23 protein-coding genes and 2 tRNA genes are annotated in these 26,045 nt (G+C 66.8%); 9 read left to right on the top strand and 16 right to left on the bottom strand.

Features of this window, described 5'->3' with window-relative positions:
• Positions 1-233 precede the first annotated feature (233 nt).
• Positions 234-584: a cupin domain-containing protein gene (locus XW59_RS14480; RefSeq protein WP_047146350.1), complete on the top strand. Its 351-nt coding sequence runs from the start codon at positions 234-236 to the stop codon at positions 582-584.
• 55 nt (positions 585-639) lie between these two features.
• Here XW59_RS14480 and XW59_RS14485 read toward each other — a convergent pair whose 3' ends face one another.
• Entirely contained in the window at positions 640-1,896 is a 1,257-nt protein-coding gene (locus XW59_RS14485) for a cytochrome P450 (protein WP_047146349.1), read from the bottom strand.
• A gap of 83 nt (positions 1,897-1,979) precedes the next feature.
• On the opposite strand from XW59_RS14485, the gene XW59_RS14490 reads away from it, so the two are divergent.
• From XW59_RS14490 to hupB, 5 genes are all read left to right on the top strand, one after another.
• A complete protein-coding gene (locus XW59_RS14490) occupies positions 1,980-3,083 on the top strand; it encodes an FAD-dependent oxidoreductase (protein WP_047146348.1) in 1,104 nt (367 codons plus the stop codon).
• Positions 3,084-3,234: 151 nt separating this feature from the next.
• On the top strand, positions 3,235-3,867 hold the full coding sequence (locus XW59_RS14495) for an ATP-dependent Clp protease proteolytic subunit (protein ID WP_047146347.1): 633 nt from the start codon (positions 3,235-3,237) through the stop codon (positions 3,865-3,867).
• A gap of 293 nt (positions 3,868-4,160) precedes the next feature.
• Positions 4,161-5,435, top strand: coding sequence for an ATP-dependent Clp protease ATP-binding subunit ClpX (clpX, locus tag XW59_RS14500; RefSeq protein ID WP_047146346.1), 1,275 nt, complete (start codon positions 4,161-4,163; stop codon positions 5,433-5,435).
• A 229-nt stretch (positions 5,436-5,664) separates the two neighbouring features.
• Positions 5,665-8,073 (top strand): endopeptidase La, encoded by a 2,409-nt coding sequence (gene lon, locus XW59_RS14505; RefSeq protein WP_047146345.1) that lies wholly within the window; start codon positions 5,665-5,667, stop codon positions 8,071-8,073.
• 194 nt (positions 8,074-8,267) lie between these two features.
• Positions 8,268-8,540, top strand: a complete 273-nt coding sequence (gene hupB / locus XW59_RS14510) for a DNA-binding protein HupB (protein ID WP_047146344.1) — start codon at positions 8,268-8,270, stop codon at positions 8,538-8,540.
• Positions 8,541-8,683: 143 nt separating this feature from the next.
• Here hupB and XW59_RS14515 read toward each other — a convergent pair.
• Positions 8,684-8,759, bottom strand: a tRNA-Val gene (locus XW59_RS14515).
• Positions 8,760-8,977: 218 nt separating this feature from the next.
• On the opposite strand from XW59_RS14515, the gene XW59_RS14520 reads away from it, so the two are divergent.
• Together XW59_RS14520 and bluB are read left to right on the top strand one after the other, a co-directional pair.
• Positions 8,978-9,054: transfer RNA gene (locus XW59_RS14520), tRNA-Asp, on the top strand.
• Between the two features lie 226 nt (positions 9,055-9,280).
• A complete protein-coding gene (gene bluB / locus XW59_RS14525; protein WP_047146343.1) occupies positions 9,281-9,925 on the top strand; it encodes a 5,6-dimethylbenzimidazole synthase in 645 nt (214 codons plus the stop codon).
• A 508-nt stretch (positions 9,926-10,433) separates the two neighbouring features.
• On the opposite strand, the gene XW59_RS14535 is transcribed toward bluB, so the two are convergent.
• The 9 genes from XW59_RS14535 to XW59_RS14580 form a co-directional block, all read right to left on the bottom strand.
• Entirely contained in the window at positions 10,434-11,111 is a 678-nt protein-coding gene (locus XW59_RS14535; protein WP_047146402.1) for a hypothetical protein, read from the bottom strand.
• Between the two features lie 249 nt (positions 11,112-11,360).
• Entirely contained in the window at positions 11,361-11,600 is a 240-nt protein-coding gene (locus XW59_RS14540; RefSeq protein WP_052958196.1) for a PepSY domain-containing protein, read from the bottom strand.
• 629 nt (positions 11,601-12,229) lie between these two features.
• Positions 12,230-13,237 (bottom strand): nicotinate-nucleotide--dimethylbenzimidazole phosphoribosyltransferase, encoded by a 1,008-nt coding sequence (cobT, locus tag XW59_RS14550; protein ID WP_047146341.1) that lies wholly within the window; start codon positions 13,235-13,237, stop codon positions 12,230-12,232.
• Between the two features lie 20 nt (positions 13,238-13,257).
• On the bottom strand, positions 13,258-14,022 hold the full coding sequence (cobS, locus tag XW59_RS14555; RefSeq protein WP_047146340.1) for an adenosylcobinamide-GDP ribazoletransferase: 765 nt from the start codon (positions 14,020-14,022) through the stop codon (positions 13,258-13,260).
• A 1-nt stretch (position 14,023) separates the two neighbouring features.
• Positions 14,024-15,337, bottom strand: coding sequence for a cobyrinate a,c-diamide synthase (locus tag XW59_RS14560; protein ID WP_047146339.1), 1,314 nt, complete (start codon positions 15,335-15,337; stop codon positions 14,024-14,026).
• On the bottom strand, positions 15,334-16,140 hold the full coding sequence (gene cobA / locus XW59_RS14565; RefSeq protein ID WP_047146338.1) for a uroporphyrinogen-III C-methyltransferase: 807 nt from the start codon (positions 16,138-16,140) through the stop codon (positions 15,334-15,336). Before cobA ends, XW59_RS14560 begins: the two co-directional genes overlap by 4 nt.
• Complete coding sequence (cobM, locus tag XW59_RS14570; RefSeq protein WP_047146337.1) at positions 16,137-16,898, bottom strand: precorrin-4 C(11)-methyltransferase; 762 nt, start codon at positions 16,896-16,898, stop codon at positions 16,137-16,139. The genes cobA and cobM overlap by 4 nt, the downstream gene beginning before the upstream one ends.
• Complete coding sequence (locus tag XW59_RS14575) at positions 16,895-17,293, bottom strand: cobalamin biosynthesis protein (protein WP_246666098.1); 399 nt, start codon at positions 17,291-17,293, stop codon at positions 16,895-16,897. The genes cobM and XW59_RS14575 overlap by 4 nt, the downstream gene beginning before the upstream one ends.
• Positions 17,272-18,513 (bottom strand): bifunctional cobalt-precorrin-7 (C(5))-methyltransferase/cobalt-precorrin-6B (C(15))-methyltransferase, encoded by a 1,242-nt coding sequence (locus XW59_RS14580; RefSeq protein ID WP_047146335.1) that lies wholly within the window; start codon positions 18,511-18,513, stop codon positions 17,272-17,274. Before XW59_RS14580 ends, XW59_RS14575 begins: the two co-directional genes overlap by 22 nt.
• Position 18,514: 1 nt before the next feature.
• On the opposite strand from XW59_RS14580, the gene XW59_RS14585 reads away from it, so the two are divergent.
• Positions 18,515-19,282 carry a cobalt-precorrin-6A reductase gene (locus XW59_RS14585; protein ID WP_047146401.1) on the top strand — a complete coding sequence of 256 codons (768 nt, stop codon included), beginning with the start codon at positions 18,515-18,517 and terminating at the stop codon, positions 19,280-19,282.
• Here the strand turns inward: XW59_RS14585 and XW59_RS14590 are convergent.
• From XW59_RS14590 to cobN, 5 genes are read right to left on the bottom strand one after another with little or no spacing between them, the layout of a single operon-like run.
• Positions 19,246-20,010 (bottom strand): precorrin-3B C(17)-methyltransferase, encoded by a 765-nt coding sequence (locus XW59_RS14590; RefSeq protein WP_047146334.1) that lies wholly within the window; start codon positions 20,008-20,010, stop codon positions 19,246-19,248. The genes XW59_RS14585 and XW59_RS14590 overlap by 37 nt on opposite strands.
• A complete protein-coding gene (locus XW59_RS14595; RefSeq protein WP_047146333.1) occupies positions 20,007-20,744 on the bottom strand; it encodes a precorrin-2 C(20)-methyltransferase in 738 nt (245 codons plus the stop codon). The genes XW59_RS14590 and XW59_RS14595 overlap by 4 nt, the downstream gene beginning before the upstream one ends.
• Positions 20,741-21,376, bottom strand: a complete 636-nt coding sequence (locus XW59_RS14600) for a precorrin-8X methylmutase (protein ID WP_047146332.1) — start codon at positions 21,374-21,376, stop codon at positions 20,741-20,743. Before XW59_RS14600 ends, XW59_RS14595 begins: the two co-directional genes overlap by 4 nt.
• Entirely contained in the window at positions 21,373-22,713 is a 1,341-nt protein-coding gene (gene cobG / locus XW59_RS14605; protein ID WP_047146331.1) for a precorrin-3B synthase, read from the bottom strand. The genes XW59_RS14600 and cobG overlap by 4 nt, the downstream gene beginning before the upstream one ends.
• The gene (gene cobN, locus XW59_RS14610) at positions 22,710-26,045 is read right to left on the bottom strand and encodes a cobaltochelatase subunit CobN (protein ID WP_047146330.1); all 3,336 of its coding nucleotides are present in this window, start codon (positions 26,043-26,045) and stop codon (positions 22,710-22,712) included. Before cobN ends, cobG begins: the two co-directional genes overlap by 4 nt.

The following is a 26,045-nucleotide window of genomic DNA, read 5'->3' on the forward strand; positions in this document are numbered from 1 at the left end:
ATATGGCTTGGTGCGTCCTTCGAGGCTCGCTGCGCTCGCGCCTCAGGATGAGGGCGGCGGTGCTGGAACCCGCTGCGCAGTGGGTTCGATGCGTGCCGCTTGATCCCGGGCAGCATGTCTGGCGCAGGCCGGCTGTGGATTTCGAGCCCGCGAAGATATGGCTTGGTGCACGTCCTCCCTCATCCTGAGGTGCGAGCGCAGCGAGCCTCGAAGGACGCACCGGAAACACAGCGATGACAATCTCAAGATTTCTCACTCTCGACGTCTCGCAAGCCGTCGTGGAGGATGGAGCACCCGCGCTCGGTCGAATCATCTCCGGCGATCCCAGATTCCGTACCTGGAACGTCGAGGAAGCCGAGGGCGGGCTCTATGCCGGCATCTGGGAAGCGACGCCCGGCAAATGGCGCATCGAGTATGAGGAATGGGAGTTCTGCCACATCCTTTCGGGCGTCTCGGTGATAGCCGAGGAGGGTGGCGACGCGCGCACGGTCAGGGCCGGCGACAGTTTCATCCTGAGGCCCGGCTTCAAGGGAAGCTGGGAAGTCATTGAAACGACTCGCAAGGAATATGTGATCAGGCTGTAGGCGAGTTCATCTTGGGCGGCGATTGTTTACCTCAAGGTGTTTCGCGGCCCGGCTCTCACCACGCCACGGTCAGCCTTTCCAGCCCGTGGAAATGATAGATGTCGCGATAGCTCGGCTCTTCGGCGAGACGCAGGCGGGGAAGCCGCTCGAAGAGCACGGCGAGCGTGACCTGCATCTCCAGCCGTGCCAGCGGGGCGCCAACACAGAAATGGATGCCGGCGCCGAAGGAAACGTTCTTCTGGTCCGGCCGCCCCGGCAGGAACGCGCGCGGCGTCTCGAAGGCCCTGGGATCGTTGTTGGCCGCGCCGAGCAGCAGCGCGACCTGCTCGCCGGGTTTCAGGCGGGCGCCGCCTTCCAGCTCGACTTCCTCATAGGCATAGCGCGTGAACATGTGCAGCGGCGCGTCGTGGCGCAGGCATTCCTCGACCGTCGCGGCAGCGGCCTCGGGCGAGGCGAAGAAACGGCGCGGGTCGCCGCCTTGCGCGAGGATCGACCGCACGGCGTTTCCGGTCTGGTGCACGGTCGCCTCGTGACCGGCGTTGAGAAGCAGGATCGCCGAGGAGACGAGTTCGTCCTCGGAGAGCTTCTCGCCGCTCTCATGCGCCGCGATCAACACGCTGAGCAGGTCGTCGCCCGGGCTTTTGCGGCGCTCGGCGGCGTGAAAGCGGATGAATTCTGAAAACGCCTTCGCAGAGGCGTTGGCCTGCTCCTCGGTCGCGCGCGTCGGCTGGTGCATGTACATGCGCACCATGTCGTTGGACCAGGCGACGAGCTGCGGGCCGGTTTCGGCGGGCACGCCCATCATCTCGGCGATGACGGTCGCCGGGATCGGGGTCGCGAAGTCGGGAATGAGATCCGCCGAACCTTCACCCTCGAAACGGTCGATCAGCTCGTTCGTCAGCTTCTCGATGCGCGGCCGCAGGCGTTCGACCTGGCGGGAGACGAAGGCGCGGTTGACCAGCGTCCTGAGCCTCGTATGGACCGGCGGCTCCAGTTCGAGCATCGAATGGGCCTCGGCCCGGTCGAAATCGGCGAGATGGGCACGTCCGCCTTTCCGCAGGACATTCGCCATGTAGCCGCCGGGCCGCTCGCGGCCGAAGCGCCGGTCGCGAAAAAGGCGGTTCACGTCGTCGTAGGACGACAGGCACCACATGCCGTAGTCCTCCCACAAGAAGACCGGGCAGTGGCGATGGAAGAAAGCATATGCCTGGTAGGGATCCTGCACGAATTGCGGGGTGTGCGGATCGAGCCGGACGCGGCGCGTCGCAAGGTCGGCCTGGATATAGGATGGAATATCTGTCGAATTGCTCATCCTTGCTCCTTAGCCCGACTTGTTATCCCGGTTCCAGCCCGTATGTTGCCGCGACAGGCAGGCAACGGGAAGCGGAGCGGCGAATGCGGATCATCGTGGTGGGGGCGGGTATCGCGGGACTGTCGACGGCCTGGGCGTTGACTAAGCATGGCCATGAGGTCGTGCTTCTGGAGCAGGGGACGATCCCGAATCCGCTTGCCGCCTCCGGCGACTACCACCGCATCATCCGTCGTGCCTATGGCGCGACGACCGGCTACGGCAAGGCGATTACCGAGGCCTACCATGCCTGGGACGAGCTTTGGACCGATCTCGGCCAGAGCCATTACGACGCGCGCGGCTTCATGTGCGTGTCGCGCGAGGAGGGCGACGAGGCGGAGACCTATCTCGACGGTTTGAAGGCCGGCGGCTATGCGTTCGAGCTGGTCGAGCCGGACGAGGCGGCGCGTCGCTGGCCGTTCCTGGAACCCGGCAGTTTCCGCTACGCCTTCGTGTCGGAGGAAGGCGGTGCGCTGCATTGCCGCCGCATCGCAACCGGGATCGCGGAATGGCTGCGGGCGAACGGCTGCGACGTGCGGGAGAATGCGCGCGTCACGGCGGTCGATGCGGAGGCCGGCTCGGTCGAGATCGCCGACGGACAGGTGCTGGAGGCCGATCGTGTCGTCGTCACCGCCGGCGCCTGGGTGCTGAAACTCTTTCCGGAGCTGGCCGGCACGCTGACCACCTACCGCACGGCGGTCGTCTATCTCGATCCGCCGGCCGACCTCAGGGAGGCCTGGGAGGCTGCTCCCGTCATCCTCGACGTCGGCGGCGGGACCGACGGCTACATCATCCCGCCGTCCGGCGAAGGGCGTCTGAAGTTCGGCTCGGGCCTGCACAAGAGGAAAGCGGACGATCCTAACGCGGATCGCGTGGCTGCCGAAGGCGAGGGCGAGGCGATCCGCGACCTCTTCCACCCGCCGATGGCACGGCTCCGCGAATATACCGTGAGGGAAGTGATTACCTGCGCCTATACGTTCACCGACGATAAGCGCTTCTTCTGCACGCAGAAGGGCAGGGCGCTGGTGGTTTCGGCCTGCTCCGGTCACGGCTACAAATTCGGCGCGGCAGTCGGCCGGCGCGTGGCCGAAGCCGTGCAGAGCGGAAAAGGGGCCGACCTGGCGGCTTGGCTGCGCGCCGAAACCGTCTGAAACGCCGCTCGCGAAGCGGTTTCGCCGCGCAGCTTCGGCGGCGCCTCCGTCGGGCTTGCACAAGCGGGAGCCGGCATCCTATTTAACAGATGATCTGGAACCACGATTCTGCCGTCTGGCGCGCGAATCCCACCTGACAAAGGGACTATCGATGAAGCACCCCCTGGAAACCGCAATGAATCTCGTGCCGATGGTGGTCGAGCAGACCAATCGGGGCGAGCGCGCCTACGATATCTTCTCGCGACTGCTCAAGGAACGCATCATCTTCATCACCGGCCCGGTCGAGGACGGCATGGCGACGCTCGTCTGCGCGCAGCTCCTCTTCCTGGAAGCGGAGAATCCGAAAAAGGAAATCTCCCTCTACATCAATTCGCCCGGCGGCGTGGTGACGTCCGGCATGGCGATTTACGACACGATGCAGTTCATCAAGCCGGCCGTCTCGACGCTCTGCATCGGTCAGGCGGCATCGATGGGCTCCCTGCTGCTGACGGCGGGCCACCCGGACATGCGTTTCGCCACGCCCAACGCGCGCATCATGGTTCACCAGCCTTCCGGCGGCTTCTCCGGGCAGGCCTCCGACATCGAGCGCCACGCCCAGGACATCATCAAGCTGAAGCGTCGCCTCAACGAGGTCTATGTCAAGCACACCGGCAAGGATTACGAGACGATCGAACGGACGCTCGACCGCGACCATTTCATGACCGCCGACGAGGCGAAGGACTTCGGTCTCATCGACAAGGTGATCTCGTCGCGCGAGCTGATCGAGGGCGCGCCGGCCACTTGATGGAGGCCGTCCTGCGAAAGGTGACCATTTTTTGAGGACGGTGCGCCAATTCGGTCACAATTTGCTGTTCCCACGGGGCATGCCCCGCTCTACGTTAAGCCTCTGTTGAGTTTCGGCGGCTTAGCTTTTACTGGGGATTTGCGAGCCGTCAGGGCCGTTTGGGGTATGTATTTCGTTCGCAAACGGTTTCACTGGAATGGGAAGGCATTGGCAGGGATGCGTTCCCGCCATAGAGTTGAGCCTGCGGATCGGCGGTACCGGCCGGTTCGGACAGTGCCGAAAGGACTTGAAATATGAGCAAGATCAGCAACGGTGGCGGCGATTCCAAGAACACGCTGTACTGCTCGTTCTGCGGCAAGAGCCAGCACGAGGTCCGCAAGCTGATCGCGGGCCCGACCGTGTTCATCTGCGATGAATGCGTTGAGCTGTGCATGGACATCATCCGCGAGGAGAACAAGACCTCGATGGTGAAGTCCCGCGAGGGCGTGCCGACCCCGCAGGAAATACTCTCCGTGCTGGACGATTACGTGATCGGCCAGCCCTATGCGAAGCGCGTCCTGTCCGTGGCCGTGCACAACCACTACAAGCGCCTCGCCCATGCCGGCAAGAACAACGACGTCGAGCTGGCGAAATCGAACATTCTGCTGATCGGTCCGACCGGCTGCGGCAAGACGCTGCTTGCGCAGACGCTCGCCCGCATCATCGACGTGCCGTTCACCATGGCCGATGCGACGACGCTGACGGAGGCGGGTTATGTCGGCGAGGATGTCGAGAACATCATCCTCAAGCTGCTGCAGTCGGCCGACTACAACGTCGAGCGCGCCCAGCGCGGCATCGTCTACATCGACGAGATCGACAAGATCAGCCGCAAGTCGGACAACCCCTCGATCACCCGCGACGTTTCGGGCGAGGGCGTCCAGCAGGCGCTGCTGAAGATCATGGAAGGCACGGTGGCCTCGGTTCCGCCTCAGGGCGGCCGCAAGCATCCCCAGCAGGAATTCCTGCAGGTGGACACGGCCAACATCCTGTTCATCTGCGGTGGCGCCTTCGCCGGCCTCGACAAGATCATCTCCGACCGCGGCCGCAAGACGTCGATCGGCTTCGGCGCGACGGTCGCCTCTCCCGAGGATCGCCGCACCGGCGATCTGTTCCGTCAGGTCGAGCCGGAGGATCTGCTGAAGTTCGGCCTCATCCCGGAATTCGTCGGCCGCCTGCCTGTCCTGGCCACGCTCGAGGATCTCGACGAGCCGGCGCTGATCCAGATCCTGACGGAGCCGAAGAACGCGCTGGTGAAGCAGTACCAGCGGCTGTTCGAGATGGAGAATGTCGAGCTGACCTTCCACGAGGGCGCGCTCTCGGCGATCGCCAAGAAGGCGATCGAACGCAAGACCGGCGCGCGCGGCCTGCGCTCCATCATGGAAGCCATCCTGCTCGACACGATGTTCGAGCTTCCGGCGCTCGAGGGCGTTCAGGAAGTGGTGATCTCCGAAGAGGTGGTGCAGGGCAACGCCCGTCCGCTCTACATCTATGCGGAGCGTGAGAAGGAAAAGGGAAGCGCAAGCGCCTGATCGAGACCCCGGACGGCGCCCTCGCGGCGCCGTTTCGCTGTCATCGGATGTGCGTTTCCTTCGCTCTTGATCTTTGCCCTCGGTGACGCCAACTAAGCAGTGTCGGATCGTCCAGGTGATCCGTGCTGACAGCCCGCCGAGTTCTTCGGCGGTAGGCGGAAAGCCCGACGGTCGCTAATATGAGATTCGCGGTTGGCCCAAGAGCGGCCGCGAAATGAAAGGTTGGACAATGACCAAATCAACCCGGTCTTCAGGCGCAGGCGTGTTTGCGGTCTTGCCGCTTCGCGACATTGTTGTTTTCCCGCATATGATCGTTCCGCTCTTCGTAGGGCGCGAGAAGTCGATCAAGGCGCTTGAAGAGGTGATGGGCGCCGACAAGCAGATCCTGCTTGCCACGCAGAAGAACGCCGCCGACGACGATCCGTCCGCGGATGCCATCTTCGACGTCGGCACGCTCGCCAACGTTCTCCAGTTGCTGAAGCTTCCCGACGGCACCGTGAAGGTGCTGGTGGAAGGCACCGCGCGCGCGCGGATCGAAAGCTTCACCGACCGTGAGGATTTCCATGAGGCGCAGGCCGTGACGCTGGCCGAGCCGGAGGAAGAGGAAGTCGAGATCGAGGCGCTCGCGCGCTCGGTGGTTTCCGACTTCGAGAACTACGTCAAGCTGAACAAGAAGATTTCGCCCGAGGTGGTCGGCGCGGCCAGCCAGATCGACGACTATTCGAAGCTCGCCGACACCGTCGCCTCGCATCTCGCGATCAAGATCGCCGAGAAGCAGGAAATGCTCGGCACGCTCTCCGTGCGCGAGCGGCTGGAAAAGGCGATGGGCTTCATGGAAGCCGAAATCTCCGTGCTCCAGGTGGAGAAGCGCATCCGCTCGCGCGTCAAGCGCCAGATGGAGAAGACCCAGCGCGAGTACTACCTCAACGAGCAGATGAAGGCGATCCAGAAGGAGCTCGGCGAGGGCGAGGACGGCCGCGACGAGGCCGCCGAACTCGAGGAGCGCATCAAGAAGACCAAGCTGTCCAAGGAAGCGCGCGAGAAGGCCGATGCCGAGCTGAAGAAGCTGCGGACGATGTCTCCGATGTCGGCCGAGGCGACCGTCGTGCGCAATTACCTCGACTGGCTGCTTTCGATCCCGTGGGGCAAGCCGTCCAAGGTCAAGAAGGACCTCGGCTACGCCCAGGAAGTGCTCGATGCCGATCATTTCGGCCTCGACAAGGTCAAGGAGCGCATCGTCGAGTATCTCGCGGTGCAGAGCCGCCAGAAGAAGCTGAAGGGCCCGATCCTGTGCCTCGTCGGACCTCCCGGCGTGGGCAAGACCTCGCTGGGCAAGTCGATCGCCAAGGCGACCGGCCGCGAGTTCATCCGCATGGCGCTCGGCGGCGTGCGTGACGAGGCCGAAATCCGCGGTCACCGGCGCACCTATATCGGCTCGATGCCCGGCAAGGTCATCCAGTCGATGAAGAAGGCGAAGAAGTCCAATCCGCTCTTCCTGCTCGACGAGATCGACAAGATGGGCATGGACTTCCGCGGCGATCCGTCGTCGGCGCTGCTGGAGGTGCTGGATCCCGAGCAGAACTCGTCCTTCATGGATCACTATCTGGAGGTCGAATACGATCTCTCGAGCGTGATGTTCGTGACCACGGCGAATACGCTGAACATCCCGCCGGCCCTGATGGACCGCATGGAGATCATCCGCATCGCCGGCTACACCGAGGACGAGAAGGTCGAGATCGCCAAGCGGCACCTGCTGCCGAAGGCCGTGCGCGACCACGCCCTGCAGCCGAAGGAGTTCTCCGTCACCGACGAGGCGCTGCGCGCGGTCATCCAGACCTACACCCGCGAGGCGGGCGTGCGTAACCTCGAGCGCGAGCTGATGAAGCTGGCGCGCAAGGCGGTGACCGAGATCCTGCGGACCAAGAAGAAGTCAGTGAAGGTGACCGAGAAGAACCTCGCGGACTATCTCGGCGTGCCGCGCTTCCGCTTCGGCCAGGCCGAGGGCGAGGATCAGGTCGGCGTCGTCACCGGGCTTGCCTGGACCGAGGTCGGCGGCGAGCTGCTGACGATCGAAGGCGTGATGATGCCCGGCAAGGGCAGGATGACGGTGACCGGCAACCTGCGCGACGTGATGAAGGAATCGATCTCGGCGGCGGCTTCCTACGTCCGCTCGAGGGCGATCGACTTCGGCGTCGAGCCGCCGCTCTTCGACAAGCGCGACATCCACGTGCACGTGCCGGAAGGCGCGACGCCGAAGGATGGCCCGTCGGCGGGCGTGGCGATGGCCACCGCTATCGTCTCGATCCTGACCGGCATACCGGTCCGCAAGGATATCGCCATGACCGGCGAGATCACGCTGCGGGGCAGGGTGCTGCCGATCGGCGGTCTCAAGGAGAAGCTGCTTGCAGCGCTTCGCGGCGGCATCAAGAAGGTGCTGATACCGGAAGAGAACGCCAAGGACCTCGCCGACATTCCCGACAACGTGAAGAGCGGGCTGGAAATCGTTCCGGTCAGCCGCGTCGGTGAGGTGCTCCAGCATGCCCTGGTGCGCATGCCCGAGCCCATCGAATGGGTCGAGCCGGTCGATGCGCCGGCCCCGGCGGCCGAGGAGGCCGGAGCGGCACAGCTCGCGCACTGACGCTGCGTCAAGGCGAATTTTGCGGAAAGGCCGGGTCGAAAGCCCGGCCTTTTTGCTTCAAACCCGCAGAAAACCGGGAAAAACCGGGCGTTGAAGGCATATTCCCGCTTGGTTGCCCCACCCCTTTTCCCTAAACTTCGTCTCCTGCCGGTTGAGTCGAAAATCCGGCCTTTCACAGGGAAGGGAAGTTTTTTATGAACAAGAACGAACTCGTATCCGCCGTCGCCGAAGAAGCGAAGCTCTCCAAGGGAGATGCGCAGTCTGCGGTCGACGCGGTGTTTTCCGCTATCACGACTGAACTCAAGAAGGGTGGGGACGTCCGTCTCGTCGGCTTCGGCAACTTCTCGGTTTCCAAGCGCGAGGCTTCGACCGGCCGCAACCCGCAGACCGGCGCGGAAGTGAAGATTCCGGCCCGTAACGTGCCGAAATTCTCGGCCGGCAAGGGCCTCAAGGACGCGGTCAACTAAGATCGCGCATCCCTAACCTTCAAAAAGCCGGGCCTGTCCCGGCTTTTCTTTTTTGGGCCGATGAAATCGGCACGCGCTGTTCCACGAACGCGCGACGCCGGAAAGCGGCGGGCGGAGGATGTCTCGGAATGTCGCGGAAAGGATGGTGGGCGATGAGAGACTCGAACTCCCGACATCTTCGGTGTAAACGAAGCGCTCTACCAACTGAGCTAATCGCCCATCCTTGGCGGGGACGTTTAAGCGGTTAGCCGTTGTTCCGCAAGGGGCTTTCAGCGGAAAGAAGCTGCCGCAACGGCCGGTTTCACACGGCTGTGGAGAAGGTTTCGAACATCCACGCGAGAATGTCACAAATTGCGTCAGAGTGTGCTTGACACTCCACGGAGAACCACTTAATTCACGCCCACGACGAACGGCGCTGCGGCGCGAACGTCCAATGCGCGGGTGTAGCTCAGTCGGTTAGAGTGCCGGCCTGTCACGCCGGAGGTCGCGGGTTCGAGCCCCGTCACTCGCGCCATTCTTTTCAAGGGGTTGGCGAAAAGCCTCTGAAAAAGTTTCAACTCTTTTCCGATCCGAGTTTCAACTTTTTGTATTGGTTCTGTTCCGAGGCAAGGCGACGGCGGTCATGCTCGCCGGCTGGCTCATTGGTGCCTACACGTGGCTGACCGGCAGACCGCCGCCGTGAAGAACGCAATGGCTACCCATCCGCTGGCGTCATTCAGATATTCTCACTACCATAGGGCATGGAGAAATCGCTGCCTGTCCCTGTCTTTACGCAGGCGTTCCGTTATCAGCTACGTGAACTGTTCCTCTGGCGCCGGGATGTTCGGCACTTTCAGTCGAGTCCAATTGCGCCGGATGTACTCACGCACCTGCTTGAACTGACTCACTTGGCACCGTCTGTGGGCCTGAGCCAGCCCTGGCGCTTCGTGCTCGTGGATGACCCGCAACGGCGTGCCGCAATCGTTGAGAACTTTGAAGTCTGCAATGCACAAGCCTTGAGGAGCGAGCCTACTGAGCGGGCTCCTGCCTATGCCAAGCTCAAACTGGCCGGCTTGCAGGAGGCTCCAGTTCATCTGGCGGTGTTTGCCGATGACAGCACACCGCAAGGTCATGGCCTGGGGCGGCGCACCATGCCCGAGACGATGCGCTATTCAACCGTGATGGCCATTCATACCCTGTGGCTGGCGGCGCGGGCCGAGGGTATTGGGGTCGGATGGGTGTCGATTCTGGATCCCGCCGCCGTGGCCACGACCCTGGATGTGCCATCGCACTGGGCCTTCATCGGCTACCTGTGTCTGGGCTATCCCGCTCACGCCGACGACACACCGGAGCTTGAACGCCAGGGCTGGCAGGCAAGGACACCGTTGCAGATACTGCGGCGCTGACCCTGGCTACCGCCTCGATTCCGTATCCGCAGCCTACACCGGATGAATACCTAAAGTATGTTTCGCTGAGAAGTGATTGCCCCGCTGCCGAAAGGTGGCGGGGCTTCTTTTGTATTGGGGAGAGGTGAGGCCCGCCGTGGGTAAGGGGACAATCCAAGCGTTCATCGACAGCCGCGACACCTTGTCTGAGTGGTGGCAAAAACCCAGCCTGCGCCCATCAGGCTGATCTTGATATGCTGGCCCTGCGTGACCTGCTCGGGCCAGATCACGGCTCCATGCATGACGCGCTCGTGCCGAAGCTGAAGTGCTCGAATGCGGCTCCAAGAACATCGGCCTGAGACTGCATCCGCCGACGGACAGCTCCGTCATGTGGATCAATGGGAAGATGGTCGGCAAAGTGGGCAGGTAGGTTCCCCCGGCCTGTCACGCCGGAGGTCGCGGGTTCGAGCCCCGTCACTCCCGCCATTCTTTTCAACCAAATGGTGACGAGACCTTTCGAAATTTGCCGCTACCTTGAAGCAGGGTCGGCGGCTTCCGTGGTTTGCTCCCCGGCGGCTCCCAGGCCCATCCCGCCACCGCCTGCACCCATTCCTCCGCCACCTCCGCCGCCGCCGCGACCGGCGCCACCTTCGCTTCTGCCGCGGCCTCCCGAGCTCGAGGGGCGCGCGGGACCCTGAAAGGGCACTTCGAGATCGGAGGGAACCGGTGCGAGGTCCAGTGCCTCCCGAATGAAATTGCGGAGCGAAACGACGAGCAGATCCGTTCGCACCGGCTGGCCGGCGACCAGTTCACGCGCGGCCCGCTCGGCCAGTCGCACCTGCTCCTCGGTGCCGAGCAGGATGATGTCCGACAATGCCGCTTCCACCGCGTCGCGTATGCGTCGCGATCGCTCGGAACCACTCGAAAGGTCCAGGCCTTCGGCGCCTTCCTCCGCTCGTTTCGCCCGCAGATCCCTGAGATGGGTCGGATCGACCGTCAGCGTTCCGGTAAACGACCCGCCGAGCGTCTTGTAGGCCGCGATGAGCGTCTTCAGGCGCTCGTTGATCTGTCGGTTGACGCGTTCGCGCCGCTGCTGGATCGTGAACATCATGATCAGCCGGATGCCCATGCTGATCAGCGTGAACAGGGCAATGCCCACGAGCGTGAACAGCAGCCCCTGCCAGGAAGTGAAGTCAAAGCCGCGCACATCTGCCTCCAACCGACGGCATTCATCCGATCTGGAAATCTATATAGCTGCCGGCCCATGAGGAAGCCCGCAGGGGGTGACGTTTCCAAGCGCAGCGTCACAGGGGACGGAGGATCGTCTTTGACGCGGTCTCCAAGGTCGGGAGCGCGCATCGACCGTGCGTTCGAGGAAGCAGCCAGACAAAACGAAAAAGGCTCCGGTCTGAGCCGGAGCCTTGCTGGCGCATAAGGCTTGCGAGAGACGCGACGCCTATCTCACAGCCGCTCCCGTCTTGGGGTCGATCCTGATCTCGGCCTTGGCGCCGTTCTTCATGAAATATTCGATCTCGTAGTAGCCGCGGTCGTTCCAGTCGACTTCGTCGATATATTCGACGTCCGGATTTTGCTCGAGTTCGGCGATGATCTCGGACAGCTTGGCCCCTTCCGGAGGAGCGGCATATGCGCTGAGCGAGGCCAGGATCATGAGAGTGGAAGCGATGATGAAGCGCATGATGAGCTCCTCGTTGGAGTTTCGGACGGGCCCCGCGCCCCTATGGAAGATTCAATCCTGGCTAGAAGATCACACACGGCGCCGACCGACAAGCAAGCGCGCTTGTGCGCATTCCAGAATTTTCTTGAGTTCCGGCCCTTTCGGCCGGCATGCGGCCGCCAAAGCGAAATGCGGCCGGCCGCATTTCGCTGAACTCATATCTTCCGGACTGATCGGGATACTCGTCTGGAATGGCGGTTACGCTCTCGAATCAATGGCCGGCTCCGACGACGGCCCCTACGGCTGCTCCCCCGAGGCCTCCGACCACGGCTCCGCTACTTCCTGCGATAGCCGCGCCGGCCAGGGCGCCGGAGCCCGCACCGATCGCCGCACCGGTGGCGGTTCTCATGGCGGGGGTCGATCCGCAACCGGCGAGCGATAGCGCCGCGAGGGACACGATTAGAAATCGCGACATGTGTGTCTCTCCTGATGTGTGACTTGCGCGGAAAGTGGGAGCTCTAGGTTAACTTTTCCTTTCCAGGATAGCGAATGACGACCGAAACCAGCGCAGGCAGGCGATATGACGCTTCGCCCGGCTGACGAACCGACAGGGGGCTGATTGCGATGAGCCTCCTGGAGAGGGAGGGCTTTCAGGCCGTCGAGACGCCGGCCTCGGCGAAGCTCGCCATGCCGGTGTGACAGGCAAGCGCGGAGCGCAGGACATTGACCGCGAGGCAGGCGCCCGAACCCTCGCCGAGCCGCATGCCGAGGTCCAGCAGGGGATTTAGCCGCAAGGCGTCGAGAAGCCGCCGGTGGCCCGCCTCCGCCGACATATGGGCGCTGACGGCGTGCGCGAGGCCTTCCGGATGGAGGCGCGCCAGCGGCGCCGCGGCGGCCGTGCAGACGAAGCCGTCGAGCAGCACGGGGATGCGGTGATGGCGCGCGGCAAGCACCGCTCCGAGGATCGCCGCAAGCTCCCTGCCGCCGACGGCCGCGGACAGCGACAGCGGATCGCTGGAGGAGCCGGCATGCAGGGCAAGCGCGGCGTCGACCGCCTCGGCTTTTCGTCTCAGCCCGGCATCGTCGACGCCGGTTCCGCGCCCGACCCAGTCGCCGCCGCCGCCGAAGAGCGCGGCAGCGAGGGCCGCCGCCGCCGTGGTGTTGCCTATGCCCATCTCGCCGAGGCAGAGGAGGTCGCCGTCAGGAGAAACCGCCTCGTAGCCAGCCGAGACAGCGGCGAGAAACTCCGCCTCGCTCATCGCCGCGCCGGAGGTGAAATCCTTCGTCGGGCGCTCGATCTCCAGCGAAACCACCTTCAGTTCCGCTCCCGCGGCGCGCGCGAGCTGGTTGATTGCGGCACCCCCGGCGGCGAAATTGGCGACCATCTGCGCCGTCACCTCGGCCGGGAAGGCCGAGACGCCTCGCGCCGTCACGCCGTGAGAGCCGGCGAAGACGATGACCTCGGCCTTGTCGAGCCCGGGCACCGGCCGGCCCTGCCAGCGGGCCATCCAGATCGCCAGCTCTTCCAGTCGCCCGAGGCTGCCGAGCGGCTTGGTGAGCACGTTCTGCCGCGCCGCCGCCTCGGCCGCCGCTTCGCCGTTTCCGGCGGGCAGCTTGAGACAGGCGTTGCGCAATTGGGACATCGACGAAAAGGACACGGGGAAACCTCTTTGGTTGGTCAGGGCTGGGCAAGGAAGGCGCAGGCGGCGAAAAGCACGATGATTTCCGCGCCTTGCTGAAGGGTGCCGAGCACGTCGCCGGTCCGTCCGCCGATCTGCCGCCGGGCGAGGGCGGCCAGCAGCAGGAACCAGGCGGCGAGCGCGATGGCGGCGAGGATCGCCGGCCCCAGGCCGAGCGCCGCCAGGCTTGTCGTACCGAGCGCGAGGGCGCCGGTTGCGGCCGGTTTCGGAATGGCGCCGATCCCCGCGGAAAGGCCGGTCGGCCGGGCGGGCGGCAGATGCCGCATGAAGGCGGGGAAGAGCGCCCGCGAGGCGCCATGCGCGGCGACCAGCGCGCAGAGCACGCCGCCGGGATCGGCAAGGGCAGCGAGCGCCGACCAGCGCGCCAGCAGCGCCAGCGCCAGCGCCACGACGCCATAGGTGCCGATGCGGCTGTCCTTCATGATCTCCAGCTTGCGCTCACGCGTCGCGCCGCCGCCGAAGCCGTCGGCGACGTCGGCCAGTCCGTCTTCGTGGAGGCAGCCCGTCGCCAGCAGGATCGCGGCAAGCGTCGCGACCGCGCACAGGGCCGGCGGGAGCCCGCCGATCCCGGCCGCCCAGAACACGCCGCCGCCGATCCCCGCGACCGCCAGCCCCGCGACCGGGGACGCCCATTGCGCCGCCGCGAAATCCCGTGCCTGCGCATGGGCGGGCGGCACCGGCAGGCGCGTGTAGAAGGCGAGGCAGGCTGTCGCGTCGCGGACGAGGGCTGCAAAGGCGGTCATGTCAGCTCCGCGCGATCGCGTGGAAGAAGGTGCCGGTGACGTTCCCGCGCCGCCCGCCGGAAGTGCCGAGCACGTTGCCGAGTCCGTCCGCAATGTCTGCGAGAGGCGCGTCGCCTCCCGGCTCGACGACGCGCGCATAATGGAACTCGTGGCCACGGACGGTCTCGCCTTTCCTGCCGATCGCGCAGTCGAGGCGCAGCCGCGCCTGGCGGTAGCCGAGATTCATCCTGCGCTGCGCGAAGCTCGTCGAATGGCCGAGCAGGCCGAGCATGGCGTGGCGCTCGCCCGCCGCGTCCTCCAGGATTTCACCGAGAACCATGAAGCCGCCGCACTCGCCATGGACGGGTTTCGAAGCCGCGAAACGCGCGGTCAGTGCCTTGAAATCGACCGCCTGCGCGATCCTGCCCGCGTGGAGCTCGGGATAGCCGCCCGGCAGCCAGCAGACGTCGCAGCTCATGTCCGGTCCTTCGTCGGCGAGCGGTGAGAACGGCAGGATTTCCGCGCCCGCCCGGCGCCATTGCCGCGCCAGGTGCGGATAGAGGAAAGTGAACGCCGTATCGCTGGCCAGGGCGATGCGCTGCCCGGGCGGATCGATCGCGACTTCGGTCTCGCCGGCGGACAGGTCGAAGGGCGCGGCAAGGGAGGTGACCGTATCGAGGTCGATCGAGGCCTCCATCACGTTCGCAAGCCTTTCGATGAAGGCTTCGAGCCCGGCATGCTCGCTTGCCTGGACGAGGCCGAGATGCCGTTCCGGCAGCGCCATGTCGGGATTGCGAAGGATCGAGCCGACCACCGGCAGGCCGAGCTCCTCGATCGCCTCGGCCGCATAGGCGCGGTGGCGCTCGCTGCCGACGCGGTTGAGCACCACACCGGCGATGCGCACCTCCGGATCGTAGCAGGCGAAGCCCTTGGCGATAGCCGCGGCCGTCTGGGACTGTCCCGAAACGTCGAGCACCAGCACCACCGGCAGGCGGTAGCGGCGGGCAAGGTCGGCAGCCGAACCCGATCGACCGGTTTCGCTGCGGATTCCGTCGAAGAGCCCCATGGCGCTTTCGAGGATCACCAGATCCGCGTCCCTGGAAATCTCCGCCGCGAACCCGTCGAGCAGGGCGGGACGCATCGCCCACGAATCGAGATTGACGCCAGCGAGCCCTGTCGCCGCCTCATGGAAGCCCGGATCGATGTAGTCGGGGCCGGATTTTGCCCCGCGCACGGAAAGCCCGCGCCGACGGAGCGCCCGCATCAGCCCGATCGTGACGCTGGTCTTGCCCGAGCCCGAGCGCGCCGCGCCGATGATGAAGCCGCGCGCGCTCATCCGGCCTCCACCTGCCGCGCGAGGCCGAGAAGTTCGGAGCGCATCCGCACGATCTCGCCGACGACGATGATTGCGGGGGATTCGAAGCCGTGGGCGCTGGCTTCCGCCGCCAGCGAGCCGAGCGAGGAGATCAGAACGCGTTCCTGGGGCGTCGTCGCCGACATGATGAGGGCGGCGGGCGTGGACGGCGTCAGGCCGCCCCTGGTGAGCGCATCGGTGATCCGGGCGAGGTTGCTCATGCCCATATAGACGAGGATCGGTTCGCCGGTCTTGGCGAGCGCCGCCCAGTCGACGTCCTCCTTGCCGCCGGCCGCGTGCCCGGTCGCGAGGATGATCGCCTTGTTGGTGCCGCGCATCGTCGCTGGAATGCCGGCGCTGGCAAGCGCGCCGAGCGCGGAGGTCACGCCGGGCAGAATGCGGAAGCCGATGCCGGCGCGTGCCAGCGCCAGCGCTTCCTCGCCACCACGACCGAACACGAACGGGTCGCCACCCTTCAGCCGCAGCACGCGCTTGCCCTGGCGCGCGAGCTCGATCAGCAGCCCCGTGATCTCGTCCTGGCTGGCCGAAGCCTTGCCGCCGCGCTTGCCGGCATGGACCAGTTGCGCCGATCGGGCCGTTTCGACGACCGAAGGTTCGACGAGCGCGTCATAGACCACCGCGTCGGCGGAGGCGAGCGCATGGATCACGTCGAGCGTTAGGCAGCCGGCATTGCCGGGCCCGGCGCCGGCGAGCCAGACATGGCCCGGCTCGAACGGCGTGAGATGCGGTATCAGCCGCGCAATCGCTTCCTGCACGACGCTCATGTCCCGCGTCCCCTGAAACGACGCTGATAGGTTGGATCGTAAAGGGCGCTCTCGCGAAAATTCTCGGCTGCGAGGCCGGGCCCGACGAAGATGATCGCCGTGCGCTCGATCGGGTCGGCGGCGGCGAGGCCTGAAATCGTGCCGAGCGTGCCGCGCATGATCCGTTCCCGCTCCCAGGAGGCATGCGCGACGATCGCGACGGGGCAGTCCCGCCCGTAGAGCGGCATCAGCTCCTCCACCACCCGTTCCAGCGCATGGATGGCGAGGTGGATGGCGAGCGTCGTCCCGCTGGCGCCAAAGGCTGCGAGGCTTTCGCCGTCCGGCATCTTCGAAGCGCGGCCTGAAACACGGGTGAGCACGAGGCTCTGCGCGACTTCTGGAATGGTGAGTTCGCGGCCGAGCGCTGCGGCTGCTGCCGCGAAGGCGGGAACGCCGGGCGTGAGCGTGTAGGCAAGGCCGAGCCGGTCGAGCCTGCGGATCTGCTCCGCGACCGCGCTCCACATCGAAAGATCGCCGGAATGAAGCCGTGCCACGTCCTTTCCCGCCTTGCTGGCTGACGCGAATTCCAGCTCGATCTCGTCGAGCGACAATGGCGCCGTGTCGACGATGCGGGCGCCCTGCGGGCAATAGGCGAGAAGCTCCGCCGGCACGATCGAGCCGGCATAAAGGCAGACCTCGCAGCGGGCGATGAGATCGCGCCCGCGCACGGTGATGAGGTCGGCCGCGCCAGGGCCGGCGCCGATGAAATGAACCGTCATGAGGCGTCTCCGCTGGTCGCAATCGCGCAAGCGACGTCATTGAGAATGATGCGGGGGCCGAGCAGGCGGCTTTCCGGCCCGGCGGCGGAGAGCGCCGCGGCCTCGGAAAGCGAACCGACCCCGGTGGCGGCGACCGCTTTCGGTGAATGTGTGATCGTCCGCGGCGTTTCGAGTTCGGCCTGCTCGACCAGCACGAGCGGCAATCTCAACCTTTCCGCGGTAGCGGCGATCGCCATCTCGTCCTTTTTGATGGAACCGGTGGCGAGGGCGGAAAGGTCTTGCCGCGAACGCCCGTGGTCTTCCAGCGCACGATCGATCGCGGCGAGGACCGCGTCCGCCGCGACATTTTTCCGGCAACCTATTCCCGCGACGATCATGGCTTCACCCACATCCATTGCGTGACTGGCATCGCCTGCCGCCACGCCGTCATCGAGCCGACGGGTCCGGCGCGCGAGATGCCGATGCGGATCAGATCGCCGCCGAGCCTCGCCTGCCGGGTGAGGAACAAGGCCTCGGTCTCCAGCGTAACCGCGTTCGCCACCAGCCGCCCGCCGGCCCGCAGCGCGCCGATCGCCGCGTCGAGAACGCCTTCGTCGGCCGCTCCTCCGCCGATGAAGACCGCGTCGGGCGGTTCAAGCCCTTCCAATGCGGCCGGCGCATTGCCGTGCCTCACGTCGAGCAAGGGCACGCCGCAAGCGGTCGCGTTGCGCGCGATGCGTGCGGCACGCTCGGCGTCGCCCTCCACGGCGATCGCGCGCAGCGACGGGTCGGCAAGCATCCATTCGATGGCGACGGAGCCGGAACCCGCCCCGACGTCCCAGAGCAGCTCGCCATGCCGAGGCGCGAGCGAGGAGAGCGTGACGGCGCGGATTTCGCGCTTGGTGATCTGGCCGTCATGCTCGAAGAGAGCGTCCGGCAGGCCGGCGGCCAGCGTCAGTATGCGCGGGTTTTCCGACGCCTCGACTTCGATCGCGACGACGTTGAGCGGATCGGCCGCGCCGGCATCGAACGTGTCCGCCCGGTGGACGGTGACCTTTTCCCCCTTTCCGCCAAGCGCTTCCAGGACGGTCATCCGCGATCGGCCGAAGCCGGCCTCGCGAAGCAGGGCGGCGATCATCGCGGGCGCTTCTCCGTCCGAGGTGAGCGCGATGATCCGCCGGCCCGGATGCAGCTCCGGCCGCAGGAGGTCGAGAGGCCTGCCATGCAGCGACGTGGTCGCGACGTCCTGCAGCGCCCAGCCGAGCCGCGCGGCGGCAAGGCTGAAGGCGGAAGGGGCGGGGATGAACGTCATCTCCCGCGCAGGCACGAGGCGCGCCAGCGTGGTGCCGACGCCGAAATGTAGCGGGTCGCCGGATGCGAGCACGCACACCGCCTTGCCGCGCAGCGCGAGCACGTCTCTCATCGAGGCGTCGAAGGGAACGGGCCAGCGATGTGCTTGTCCGTGGACGAACGTTTCGGCGAGCGTCAGATGACGCTTGCCGCCGAAAACATGCTCCGCCGCCGCGATCGCCCGCCGCGCATTCTCGCCGAGACCGGCCATGCCATCTTCCCCGATGCCGACCACCGTCAGCCATTTTTCCGTTGAAGCGGATGCCGCTTGGTCAATAGAAGGCATGATGACCCACCGCATCCTGATACTCGGAGGCACGACCGAGGCGCGCCAGCTCTCCCGCCTTCTCGGCGAGGACGGGCGTTATGACGTCACCCTGTCGCTCGCCGGGCGCACGAGGGCGCCGGCCGCGCACGCCGTTCCGGTGCGGGTCGGCGGTTTCGGCGGCGCGGAGGGCCTTGCCGGCTATCTGCGTGAATACCGCACCGACATACTCGTCGACGCCACCCATCCCTTCGCGGCGCGCATTTCGGGAAACGCCGCCGTCGCGGCCGCGCTCGCCGGCGTCCCGCTGCTCGTGTTGCGACGCCCGGAGTGGCGGCCGGTCGAGGGCGACCGCTGGATCGAGGTCGACGGCGTCGCGCAGGCCGTCGCCGCGCTCGGAACGGAGCCTCGCGGCGTCTTCGTGGCGCTCGGCCGGCAGGAACTCGCGCCGCTCGAAGCCGCGCCGTGGCATCGCTACGTGATCCGCAGCGTCGATCCGGTGGAGCCGCCTCTGGCGCTGCCCGCCGCTACCTACCTCCTCGCGCGCGGACCGTTCGGGCTCGACGACGAACTGGCCCTGTTCGAAAGGCACCGCGTCGAAGCCGTGCTCGCCAAGAATTCCGGCGGCGAGGCGACCTATTCCAAGCTCGAGGCGTCGCGCAAGCTCGGCATCGAAGTGTTCCTGGTGCGCAGGCCCGCGCTGCCGGAGGTTGCGTCGGCGGCCACGCCCGTCGAAGCGATGACGATGGTTTCTCATCTCGCCGTCTCCCTCGCGAAGCGGGGCGTATAGACGAGCGGTGGCCTGTCCTCGCGGGCGATCAGCCGCGTTTCCGCCGAGCCGATGATGACGCAGGTCGCCATGTCCGCGCTTTCGGCGCATGCCTCGGCAAGCGCGGTCGTTTCGATGCGCTCGTCGGGCCGTCCGGCCGCGCGACCGAAGACGACGGGCGTCGCGGCCGGCAGAATTGCGCGCAACAGCTCGAACGCCCTGCCGAGCTGCCACGGCCTTGCCCGGCTGATCGGATTGTAGAGCGCGATGACGAAGCCGGCCTCGGCGGCCGCCGCGAGGCGCCTTTCGACCAGTTCCCACGGCTTCAGATTGTCGGAGAGCGAGATGGCACAGAAATCATGCCCCAGCGGTGCCCCGATCCTTGCCGCGACCGCCAGCATCGCCGTTACGCCAGGGACGATGTCGAGCTCGATCTCCCGCCAGGCCACGGGACCTTGCTCGATCGCTTCGCAGACGGCGGCCGCCATGGCGAACACGCCCGGGTCGCCACCGGAAACGACGGCGACGGTGCGCCCCGCTGCCGCGAGGCCGAGCGCTTCCTTCGCACGGGCCAGCTCCTCGCGATTGTCGGAGGCATGGCGGCGCTGGTCGGCGCGCAGTTCCAGCCGATCGAGATAGGGCTTGTAGCCGAAGAAGTCGCCGGCCGCCTCCATTGCCGAGCGCGCCTGCGGCGTCACCTGGTCCGGATTTCCGGGGCCGAGCCCGATGATGAAGAGCCGTCCGCTCATATCCGACCGTTCCAACCCGGCACGAGCACGATCGAGAAATAAGGCGCATCGTCGTCGGTCTTTTCGGCGAGCGGCAGCGACAGCGTCTCCTCCATCGTGCCGCGCTCGACATAGACGGCGCGGTCGAGCTTGCCGGCCGCCTGAAGCGCACGGCGAATCTTCGGAAGATTGCGGCCGACCTTCATGACGATCGCGGCGTCCGCCCTGCCGAGCCATTCGGCAAGCTTGGCTTCCGGCATGGTGCCCGGCAGAACCGTCGTCGCGTCGTCCCCCTGCGCGATCGGCAGCCCGGTCTGCGACCAGCAGCCCGACATGGCCGTGACGCCGGGGATCACCTCGGTCCGGAAGCGAGGCGCGAGCCGCACGTGCAGATGCATGTACGAGCCGTAGAAGAGCGGGTCTCCCTCCGACAGAACCGCGACCGTGCGGCCCTCGGCCAGATGTTCGGCGAGGTTTAGCGCGGATTTGTCGTAGAAGGCGGCGATCTGCCTCCTGTAATCCTCGCTGTCCTTGTCGATCTCGGTGGTGACCGGATAGAGCAGGGGAAGCTCGATCAGGCCGGCCGGCAGATGCGCGGCGACGATCCGGCGGGCATTGCCGTTGTTGCCGCGCTTGGCGAAATGCGCGAGCACGTCCGCCTCGCGCAGCGCCCGCACGGCCTTGAGTGTCAGGAGTTCGGGATCGCCCGGCCCGGTGCCGACGCCGATCAGCCGTCCCTTGCTGTCCGAAGTCACAGGCCAGCCCTCGCGATCGCGTTGACGGCGGCGGCCGTCATGGCGCTGCCGCCCATGCGGCCGCGCACGATGGCGAAGGGAACGCCGTGATCTCCCTCGGCCAGCGCCTCCTTCGATTCGGCCGCGCCGACGAAGCCGACGGGCATGCCGATGATCGCGGCGGGCTTCGGCGCGCCGTTGCGGAGCAGGTCGAGCAAATGGAAGAGGGCGGTGGGCGCATTGCCGATCGCCACGAGCGCGCCTGCCAGCCTGTCGCGCCAAAGTTCGAGCGCGGCGGCCGAGCGCGTATTGCCGATGCGGACTGCCAGGTCGGCCGTGCGTGGATCGGAAAGCGTGCAGACGACCTCGTTGTCGGCGGGAAGCCGCGCCCGGGTCACCCCATGCGCCACCATCTGCGCGTCGCACAGGATCGGCGCTCCGGCCCGCAAGGCGCCGCGGGCGGCGGCGGCGAAGCTGGGCGAGAAGACGAAATGGCTTGCGGCTTCGACCTGCCCGCAGGCATGGATCATGCGAACCGCGACCTCCGCCTCCTCGGCGGAAAAGCGCGCCAGGTCGGCCTCGGCCCGAATGATGGCGAAGGAGCGCTCGTAGATCGCCCTGCCGTCGGTGATGTAGTCATATGCGGATTTCATCTTGGCTGGCCGAACTCCTCGTCGTCCCGCAGCGGCTCGAGCCGTGCCAGGACATCTGCAAATGTCTCGCTGGTTTTTCTGCCGTCGCGGCATGCCTGGGCGATGCGTGCGAATGCGGGCGCGATCCCGCGCTCGTCCGCTCGCGCAAGCGTGCGCGCTTGCGCGGCAGCCGAAACCTCGAAACGTGCGCCGGCCGCGGCGCCGACGATCGTGAGCGTCGGGCCGGACGGCCGTGCGCAGCGTTTTTCGCAACCCGAGACGTGGAGCCGGAACGAGCCGTCGAGCATCGCGCCATGCGCGTCGGCGATCCCGGCGGCGATTTTTCGCGCCGCGAAATGACCGGCGTGACAGGCCGGCGCGCCGGGACAGGCGGCGATCGAGAGCCGCGGATCGCCGGGCTCGACGATCATGCCGAGCCGCGCGGCCATTTCCCCCATCTCATCAAGCCGCTCTTCCGCGATGCCGAGCATGAGGATCGCGTGTGCGGGCGCGAGCCTGATCTCGGAAGCGCCGAGACGCGAAGCGCGGTCGCACAGCCCGATCAGATCGGCGGCCTCGGTCTGACCGAATTCGAGGCCCAGGCCGAGCGCCGCGTTGCCGTTGGAGAGCGCGAAGCGGCCGATCGGGACGGGGGAGGCTTTTATGGGGATTTCCGCCGGTGCTGGTGCCGGTCGCGGCCCTCGCGCCAGCGCGGCAATGTCCGCATCGCCGAGATCGCGGCCACGCGCGCTCTTTCCCCTGGCGGCGATACGCTCCAGAAGCGTTTTCACGGCATGCGGGGCGTCGGCGGAATTCATAACCCCGACCGGCCGGCAAGTCCTGCCGTCGCCGCCGGTCGCCAGCAGCCAGCGATCCGCGGACCTGTCGAGCGCGAGAAGCCGGATGTCGGCGGCGAGGCCGTCGAGCGTCAGCGATCCGTTGCCGTCGACGATGACCGAGACCTTCGGCCCGAGGCGGGCGGAGAGGCCGCCGGTCGAGACGAGGGAACGTATATTGGCGGCAAGCTCCGCCGTCGCCGGGTTCTCCTTCGGATCAAGCTCTGCCAGCGGGCTCGTCTCGACCGGAACGCCGGTTCGCGGCCGAATTCCCAATGCCGCGACGTCGCCGGCGAGAAGCACGGCGCTCTTTTCCGTCAATCCGCGCACCTGCAGGCTGCCGCGCGAGGTGATTTCGACGATGCCGTTGCCGTGTCTGGCGGCCGCCTCCGCAATTCCCGCCAGGATGTGCGGTAAAAATCCCGGTTCGAGGGGATTGAGCCGGACGAGCAGGCCGTCGCCGGTCAGCATCGGGGCGGAAAGGCTGGGGCAGGCGCCACGGGCCAAGGGCGAGCTTATCATGCCGCTTCCCTTTGTCCTGCCTCGGCGATCAGTTCGGCGAGGTCGTTGTCGACCGAATTGCGCAAGGGCTGCCACAGTCCGCGCCGGCGTGCGTCGGCGAAGCGCTGCGCGATGGCGCGCGCGGCCGCAGGGTTCTGGTCGAGGAGGAAGGCGCGCACGCGCTCGTCTCCCAGATAGGCGTCATGTACCGCCTCGATGAGGGCGGCGGGAATCGCGTTGGTCGTCTCGGCGAAACCAACGAGCCGGTCCACCGTCTCCGCGAATTCGGAGGCGCCGCGCGGGCCGTGGCGCAACTGGCCTTCGATGAAGCGGGGATTGACGGCGCGGGCGCGCACCACGCGCGCGACGGCCTCGGCGACCGACCGGGCCCTGGGACGCTGCGGATCGGTGGTGTCGAGAGCGATCAGATCGGCGTTCCTGCCGAGTGCCGCCGCGGCGGCCGCGAAGCCGCCGATGAAGGCGACGTCGGCGGAACCTTCCAGAATGTCCCTGCCGGGGTCGTCGCCGGCATGGACAAGCAGGTCCGCCGCCCCGATGCGCGCGGCGAAGGCGCCCGGCGCCGCTTCTCCTTCACCGTCGGCGCCGCCATAGGCGTGCGAGGTCGCGTCGAGAAAAGCGCGGCCGAGCTCTTCGCGCTCTTTCCATCTTCCGTCTTGCAGCAGTTCCTCGATGCCGGCGCCATAGGTGCCGGGCGAGGTTCCGAAGATGCGCTGCGCGCGCTTGCCGGTCCGGCGCGTCTCCTCGGCGAGCGAGTTCTCGCCGGGCAGCTCCTCGCGGGCTGCGACGGCCGCGACGGCCGCGTCGATAAGCGCGATCTGCGTCGGGAACATATCCCGGAAAAGGCCGGAAATGCGGAAGGTCACGTCGATTCGCGGTCTGCCGACGGAGGCGGTCGGCAGCACCTCGATGCCGGTGACGCGACCGGTGGCCGCGTCCCATTGCGGCCGGCAGCCCATCAGCGCGAGGCCCTGCGCGATCTCCTCGCCGCCGGTGCGCAGCGAGGCGCTGCCCCACAGGTCGAGCACCAGCGAGCGCGGCCAGTCGCCATGGTCCTGCAAGTGGCGGCGCAGCACCTCGTCGGCCGCCAGACGGCCGAGTTCGAAGGCGGTCGGCGTCGGCATGGTGCGTGGATCGGCGGCGAAGAGATTGCGTCCCGTCGGCAGGACGTCGAGCCTTCCGCGCGCGGGCGCGCCCGCTGGACCGGCCGCGACGTGGCGGGCATCGAGCGCGTCGAGCAGTGCCTTGCGCTCCGCCGCGGCGCTCTCGATGCGCGCGGCGTCGGCTTCCTCAGCCTGGGCCCGGCCGAAGACGTGCAGGCCGTCCTTGATCGCCATGTCCTTCAGGTCGCACAGCCATGCGTCGATACGCACCAGCGCTTCCTCGGCGCTTTGCTGTTCCGCGACACCGGCTTCGCCGGCGAGGCTACTTCGGCGCGCCGTCTCGACGATGAGGGGCGCGAGGCGTTCGCGCCGCCGCCGGTCGAGCCCTTCGGCCTGCGCGTATTCGTCGACCAGCCGTTCCAGTGCCTGCTGGTCCTCGTCGAGTCCCGCGCCGACCAGCGGCGGCGGAAGGTGGCCGAGCGTGACGGCGCCGATCCGGCGCTTCGCCTGCGCGGCCTCGCCGGGATTGGAGACGATGAAAGGGTAGACGACCGGGAGCGGCCCGGTGACGATCTCGGGAAAGCAGCTTTGCGAGAGGGCGACGGTCTTTCCCGGTAGCCATTCCAGCGTGCCGTGCGCGCCGACATGGATGATGGCGTGACTTGCCAGCGTGTGACGGAGCCAGAAGCCGAAGGCGAGCAGCTCGTGGCGCGGCGGCAGCGACGGGTCGTGATAATCGGCCCTGCGGTCCTCGGAGCGCCCGCGATCCGGCGCCAGCGCGACCGTGACCTTGCCGAAGCGCGCGGCGCGGAAGCGGAATTCGCCGGCGGGCAGCTCGCCCCACGCGTCCGTGACCGCCGCCTTCGCCGAATCAGGCAGCTCGCCGAACCGCTCATGGTAGGCGGAAGCCGAAATCCCTTCCTCGCCTCGTTCCAGAAGCCGCAGGAGCGCGCGCGGCGTTTCAGGAACGTTCTCAATGCCGTAGTCGGCTTCCCTGAGGTCGTAGAGCATGGCGATGACGCTTGCCGGAACGTCCAGGCCGACGGCATAGCCGGCCCGGCCCGGCGCGCCGGGATAGTCCGGCATCAGAATCGCGATGTTGCGCTCGGCGCGCGGGCTGCGTTGCAGCGCGACGAGGGCGACGACCCGGTCGGCAACCTGCTCCACCCGGTCCGCCTCCGACGCGTTCGTCTGTCCGCGAAACCCCAGCGCGCGGTCCACCTCGCTTTCAGCCTTGAAGGAAATCGCGCCGGCGAGAATACGGCCGTCGAGTTCCGGCAGCACGACATGCATGGCGAGGTCGGCGGGCGCCAGCCCGCGCTGGCCCCTCTCCCACGCCTCGCGCCGTGTTGTGGCGGTGACGGCCTGCATCACCGGAACGCCGATGCGATCGAAGAGCGTGCGTCCTTCGCCGTCGGCGGCGGAGGCGAAGGCGGTCGCCGCGACGATGGCCGCGGGCGACAGATGGGCTGCCGCATCCTCGACGAACCGTGCCACCGCCTCGTCCTTGAGGCTCGAAACGAAGATCGGCGTGGCGAACAGTCCGCGCCGCCGCAACGCCGCCGCCAGCGCATCGATGGGGGCTGCATCCGCGGCAAGCAGCATCGAGCGGTAGAACAGGATCGGCACCACCGGCGCGCCCGTCGGGATGGCGGCGGCGATGGCGTCGAGATCGACAACACCGCCGTTCGGATCATGGAAACCCGCCTGGGGAAGGGCGCGCGCTTCGCCAGGCTCGCCACCACCGCCGGCATGGGTGGCGAGTCGCTGGAGAAGGCCCGCCATGTTCTCCGGTCCGCCCTCGCGGAAAAAGGCGAGCAGGCGCTCGAGTTCTTCGCGCGGCAGGGTCGAAAGCGCGGCCAAACGTTCATCCGCCTCCCGCCCTTCACCGGGCAGCAACGCGAGCCGTATGCCGCGCTCCCGCGCCAGCGCGGACAGCCGGTCGCAGCCATAGCGCCACCATTCGTAGCCGCCGAGCAGGCGCACGAGGATCACCTTGGCGTGCGCCGCGACGCCGTCGAGCCAGAGATCGACCGACATCGGATGGCGCAGGTCGCGCAGCGCGGCGAGCCGCATGGAGGGAAGGGCGCCTTCGGCCTTCCATGCGGCAGCAAGCCCGGCAAGGTCGCTGTCGGTGAAGGAAAGCGCCACCATATCCGCCGGCTCCTGCCGCAGATCGACGGGCTCGACCAGATCGTCGAGCGTCGCGGAGGTGGTGGCGAGAAGGTGCAT

The organism is Aquamicrobium sp. LC103, from assembly GCF_001014615.2.
Classification (GTDB): domain Bacteria; phylum Pseudomonadota; class Alphaproteobacteria; order Rhizobiales; family Rhizobiaceae; genus LBCQ02.

What these genes read in the sequence shown, in the direction of transcription:
- lon (WP_047146345.1), top strand. Translation starts at nt 5,665, where the DNA reads ATGACCAAATCAACCCGGTCTTCAGGCGCAGGCGTGTTTGCGGTCTTG.
- XW59_RS14490 (WP_047146348.1), top strand. Translation starts at nt 1,980, where the DNA reads ATGCGGATCATCGTGGTGGGGGCGGGTATCGCGGGACTGTCGACGGCC.
- cobN (WP_047146330.1), bottom strand. Translation starts at nt 26,045, where the DNA reads ATGCACCTTCTCGCCACCACCTCCGCGACGCTCGACGATCTGGTCGAG.
- cobA (WP_047146338.1), bottom strand. Translation starts at nt 16,140, where the DNA reads ATGAGCGTCGTGCAGGAAGCGATTGCGCGGCTGATACCGCATCTCACG.
- XW59_RS14540 (WP_052958196.1), bottom strand. Translation starts at nt 11,600, where the DNA reads ATGCGCTTCATCATCGCTTCCACTCTCATGATCCTGGCCTCGCTCAGC.
- cobM (WP_047146337.1), bottom strand. Translation starts at nt 16,898, where the DNA reads ATGACGGTTCATTTCATCGGCGCCGGCCCTGGCGCGGCCGACCTCATC.
- XW59_RS14575 (WP_246666098.1), bottom strand. Translation starts at nt 17,293, where the DNA reads ATGGATGTGGGTGAAGCCATGATCGTCGCGGGAATAGGTTGCCGGAAA.
- XW59_RS14560 (WP_047146339.1), bottom strand. Translation starts at nt 15,337, where the DNA reads ATGAGCGCGCGCGGCTTCATCATCGGCGCGGCGCGCTCGGGCTCGGGC.
- XW59_RS14495 (WP_047146347.1), top strand. Translation starts at nt 3,235, where the DNA reads ATGAAGCACCCCCTGGAAACCGCAATGAATCTCGTGCCGATGGTGGTC.
- XW59_RS14590 (WP_047146334.1), bottom strand. Translation starts at nt 20,010, where the DNA reads ATGAGCGGACGGCTCTTCATCATCGGGCTCGGCCCCGGAAATCCGGAC.
- XW59_RS14600 (WP_047146332.1), bottom strand. Translation starts at nt 21,376, where the DNA reads ATGAAATCCGCATATGACTACATCACCGACGGCAGGGCGATCTACGAG.
- XW59_RS14485 (WP_047146349.1), bottom strand. Translation starts at nt 1,896, where the DNA reads ATGAGCAATTCGACAGATATTCCATCCTATATCCAGGCCGACCTTGCG.
- cobS (WP_047146340.1), bottom strand. Translation starts at nt 14,022, where the DNA reads ATGACCGCCTTTGCAGCCCTCGTCCGCGACGCGACAGCCTGCCTCGCC.
- clpX (WP_047146346.1), top strand. Translation starts at nt 4,161, where the DNA reads ATGAGCAAGATCAGCAACGGTGGCGGCGATTCCAAGAACACGCTGTAC.
- bluB (WP_047146343.1), top strand. Translation starts at nt 9,281, where the DNA reads ATGGAGAAATCGCTGCCTGTCCCTGTCTTTACGCAGGCGTTCCGTTAT.
- XW59_RS14585 (WP_047146401.1), top strand. Translation starts at nt 18,515, where the DNA reads ATGACCCACCGCATCCTGATACTCGGAGGCACGACCGAGGCGCGCCAG.
- cobG (WP_047146331.1), bottom strand. Translation starts at nt 22,713, where the DNA reads ATGATAAGCTCGCCCTTGGCCCGTGGCGCCTGCCCCAGCCTTTCCGCC.
- XW59_RS14480 (WP_047146350.1), top strand. Translation starts at nt 234, where the DNA reads ATGACAATCTCAAGATTTCTCACTCTCGACGTCTCGCAAGCCGTCGTG.
- XW59_RS14580 (WP_047146335.1), bottom strand. Translation starts at nt 18,513, where the DNA reads ATGCCTTCTATTGACCAAGCGGCATCCGCTTCAACGGAAAAATGGCTG.
- hupB (WP_047146344.1), top strand. Translation starts at nt 8,268, where the DNA reads ATGAACAAGAACGAACTCGTATCCGCCGTCGCCGAAGAAGCGAAGCTC.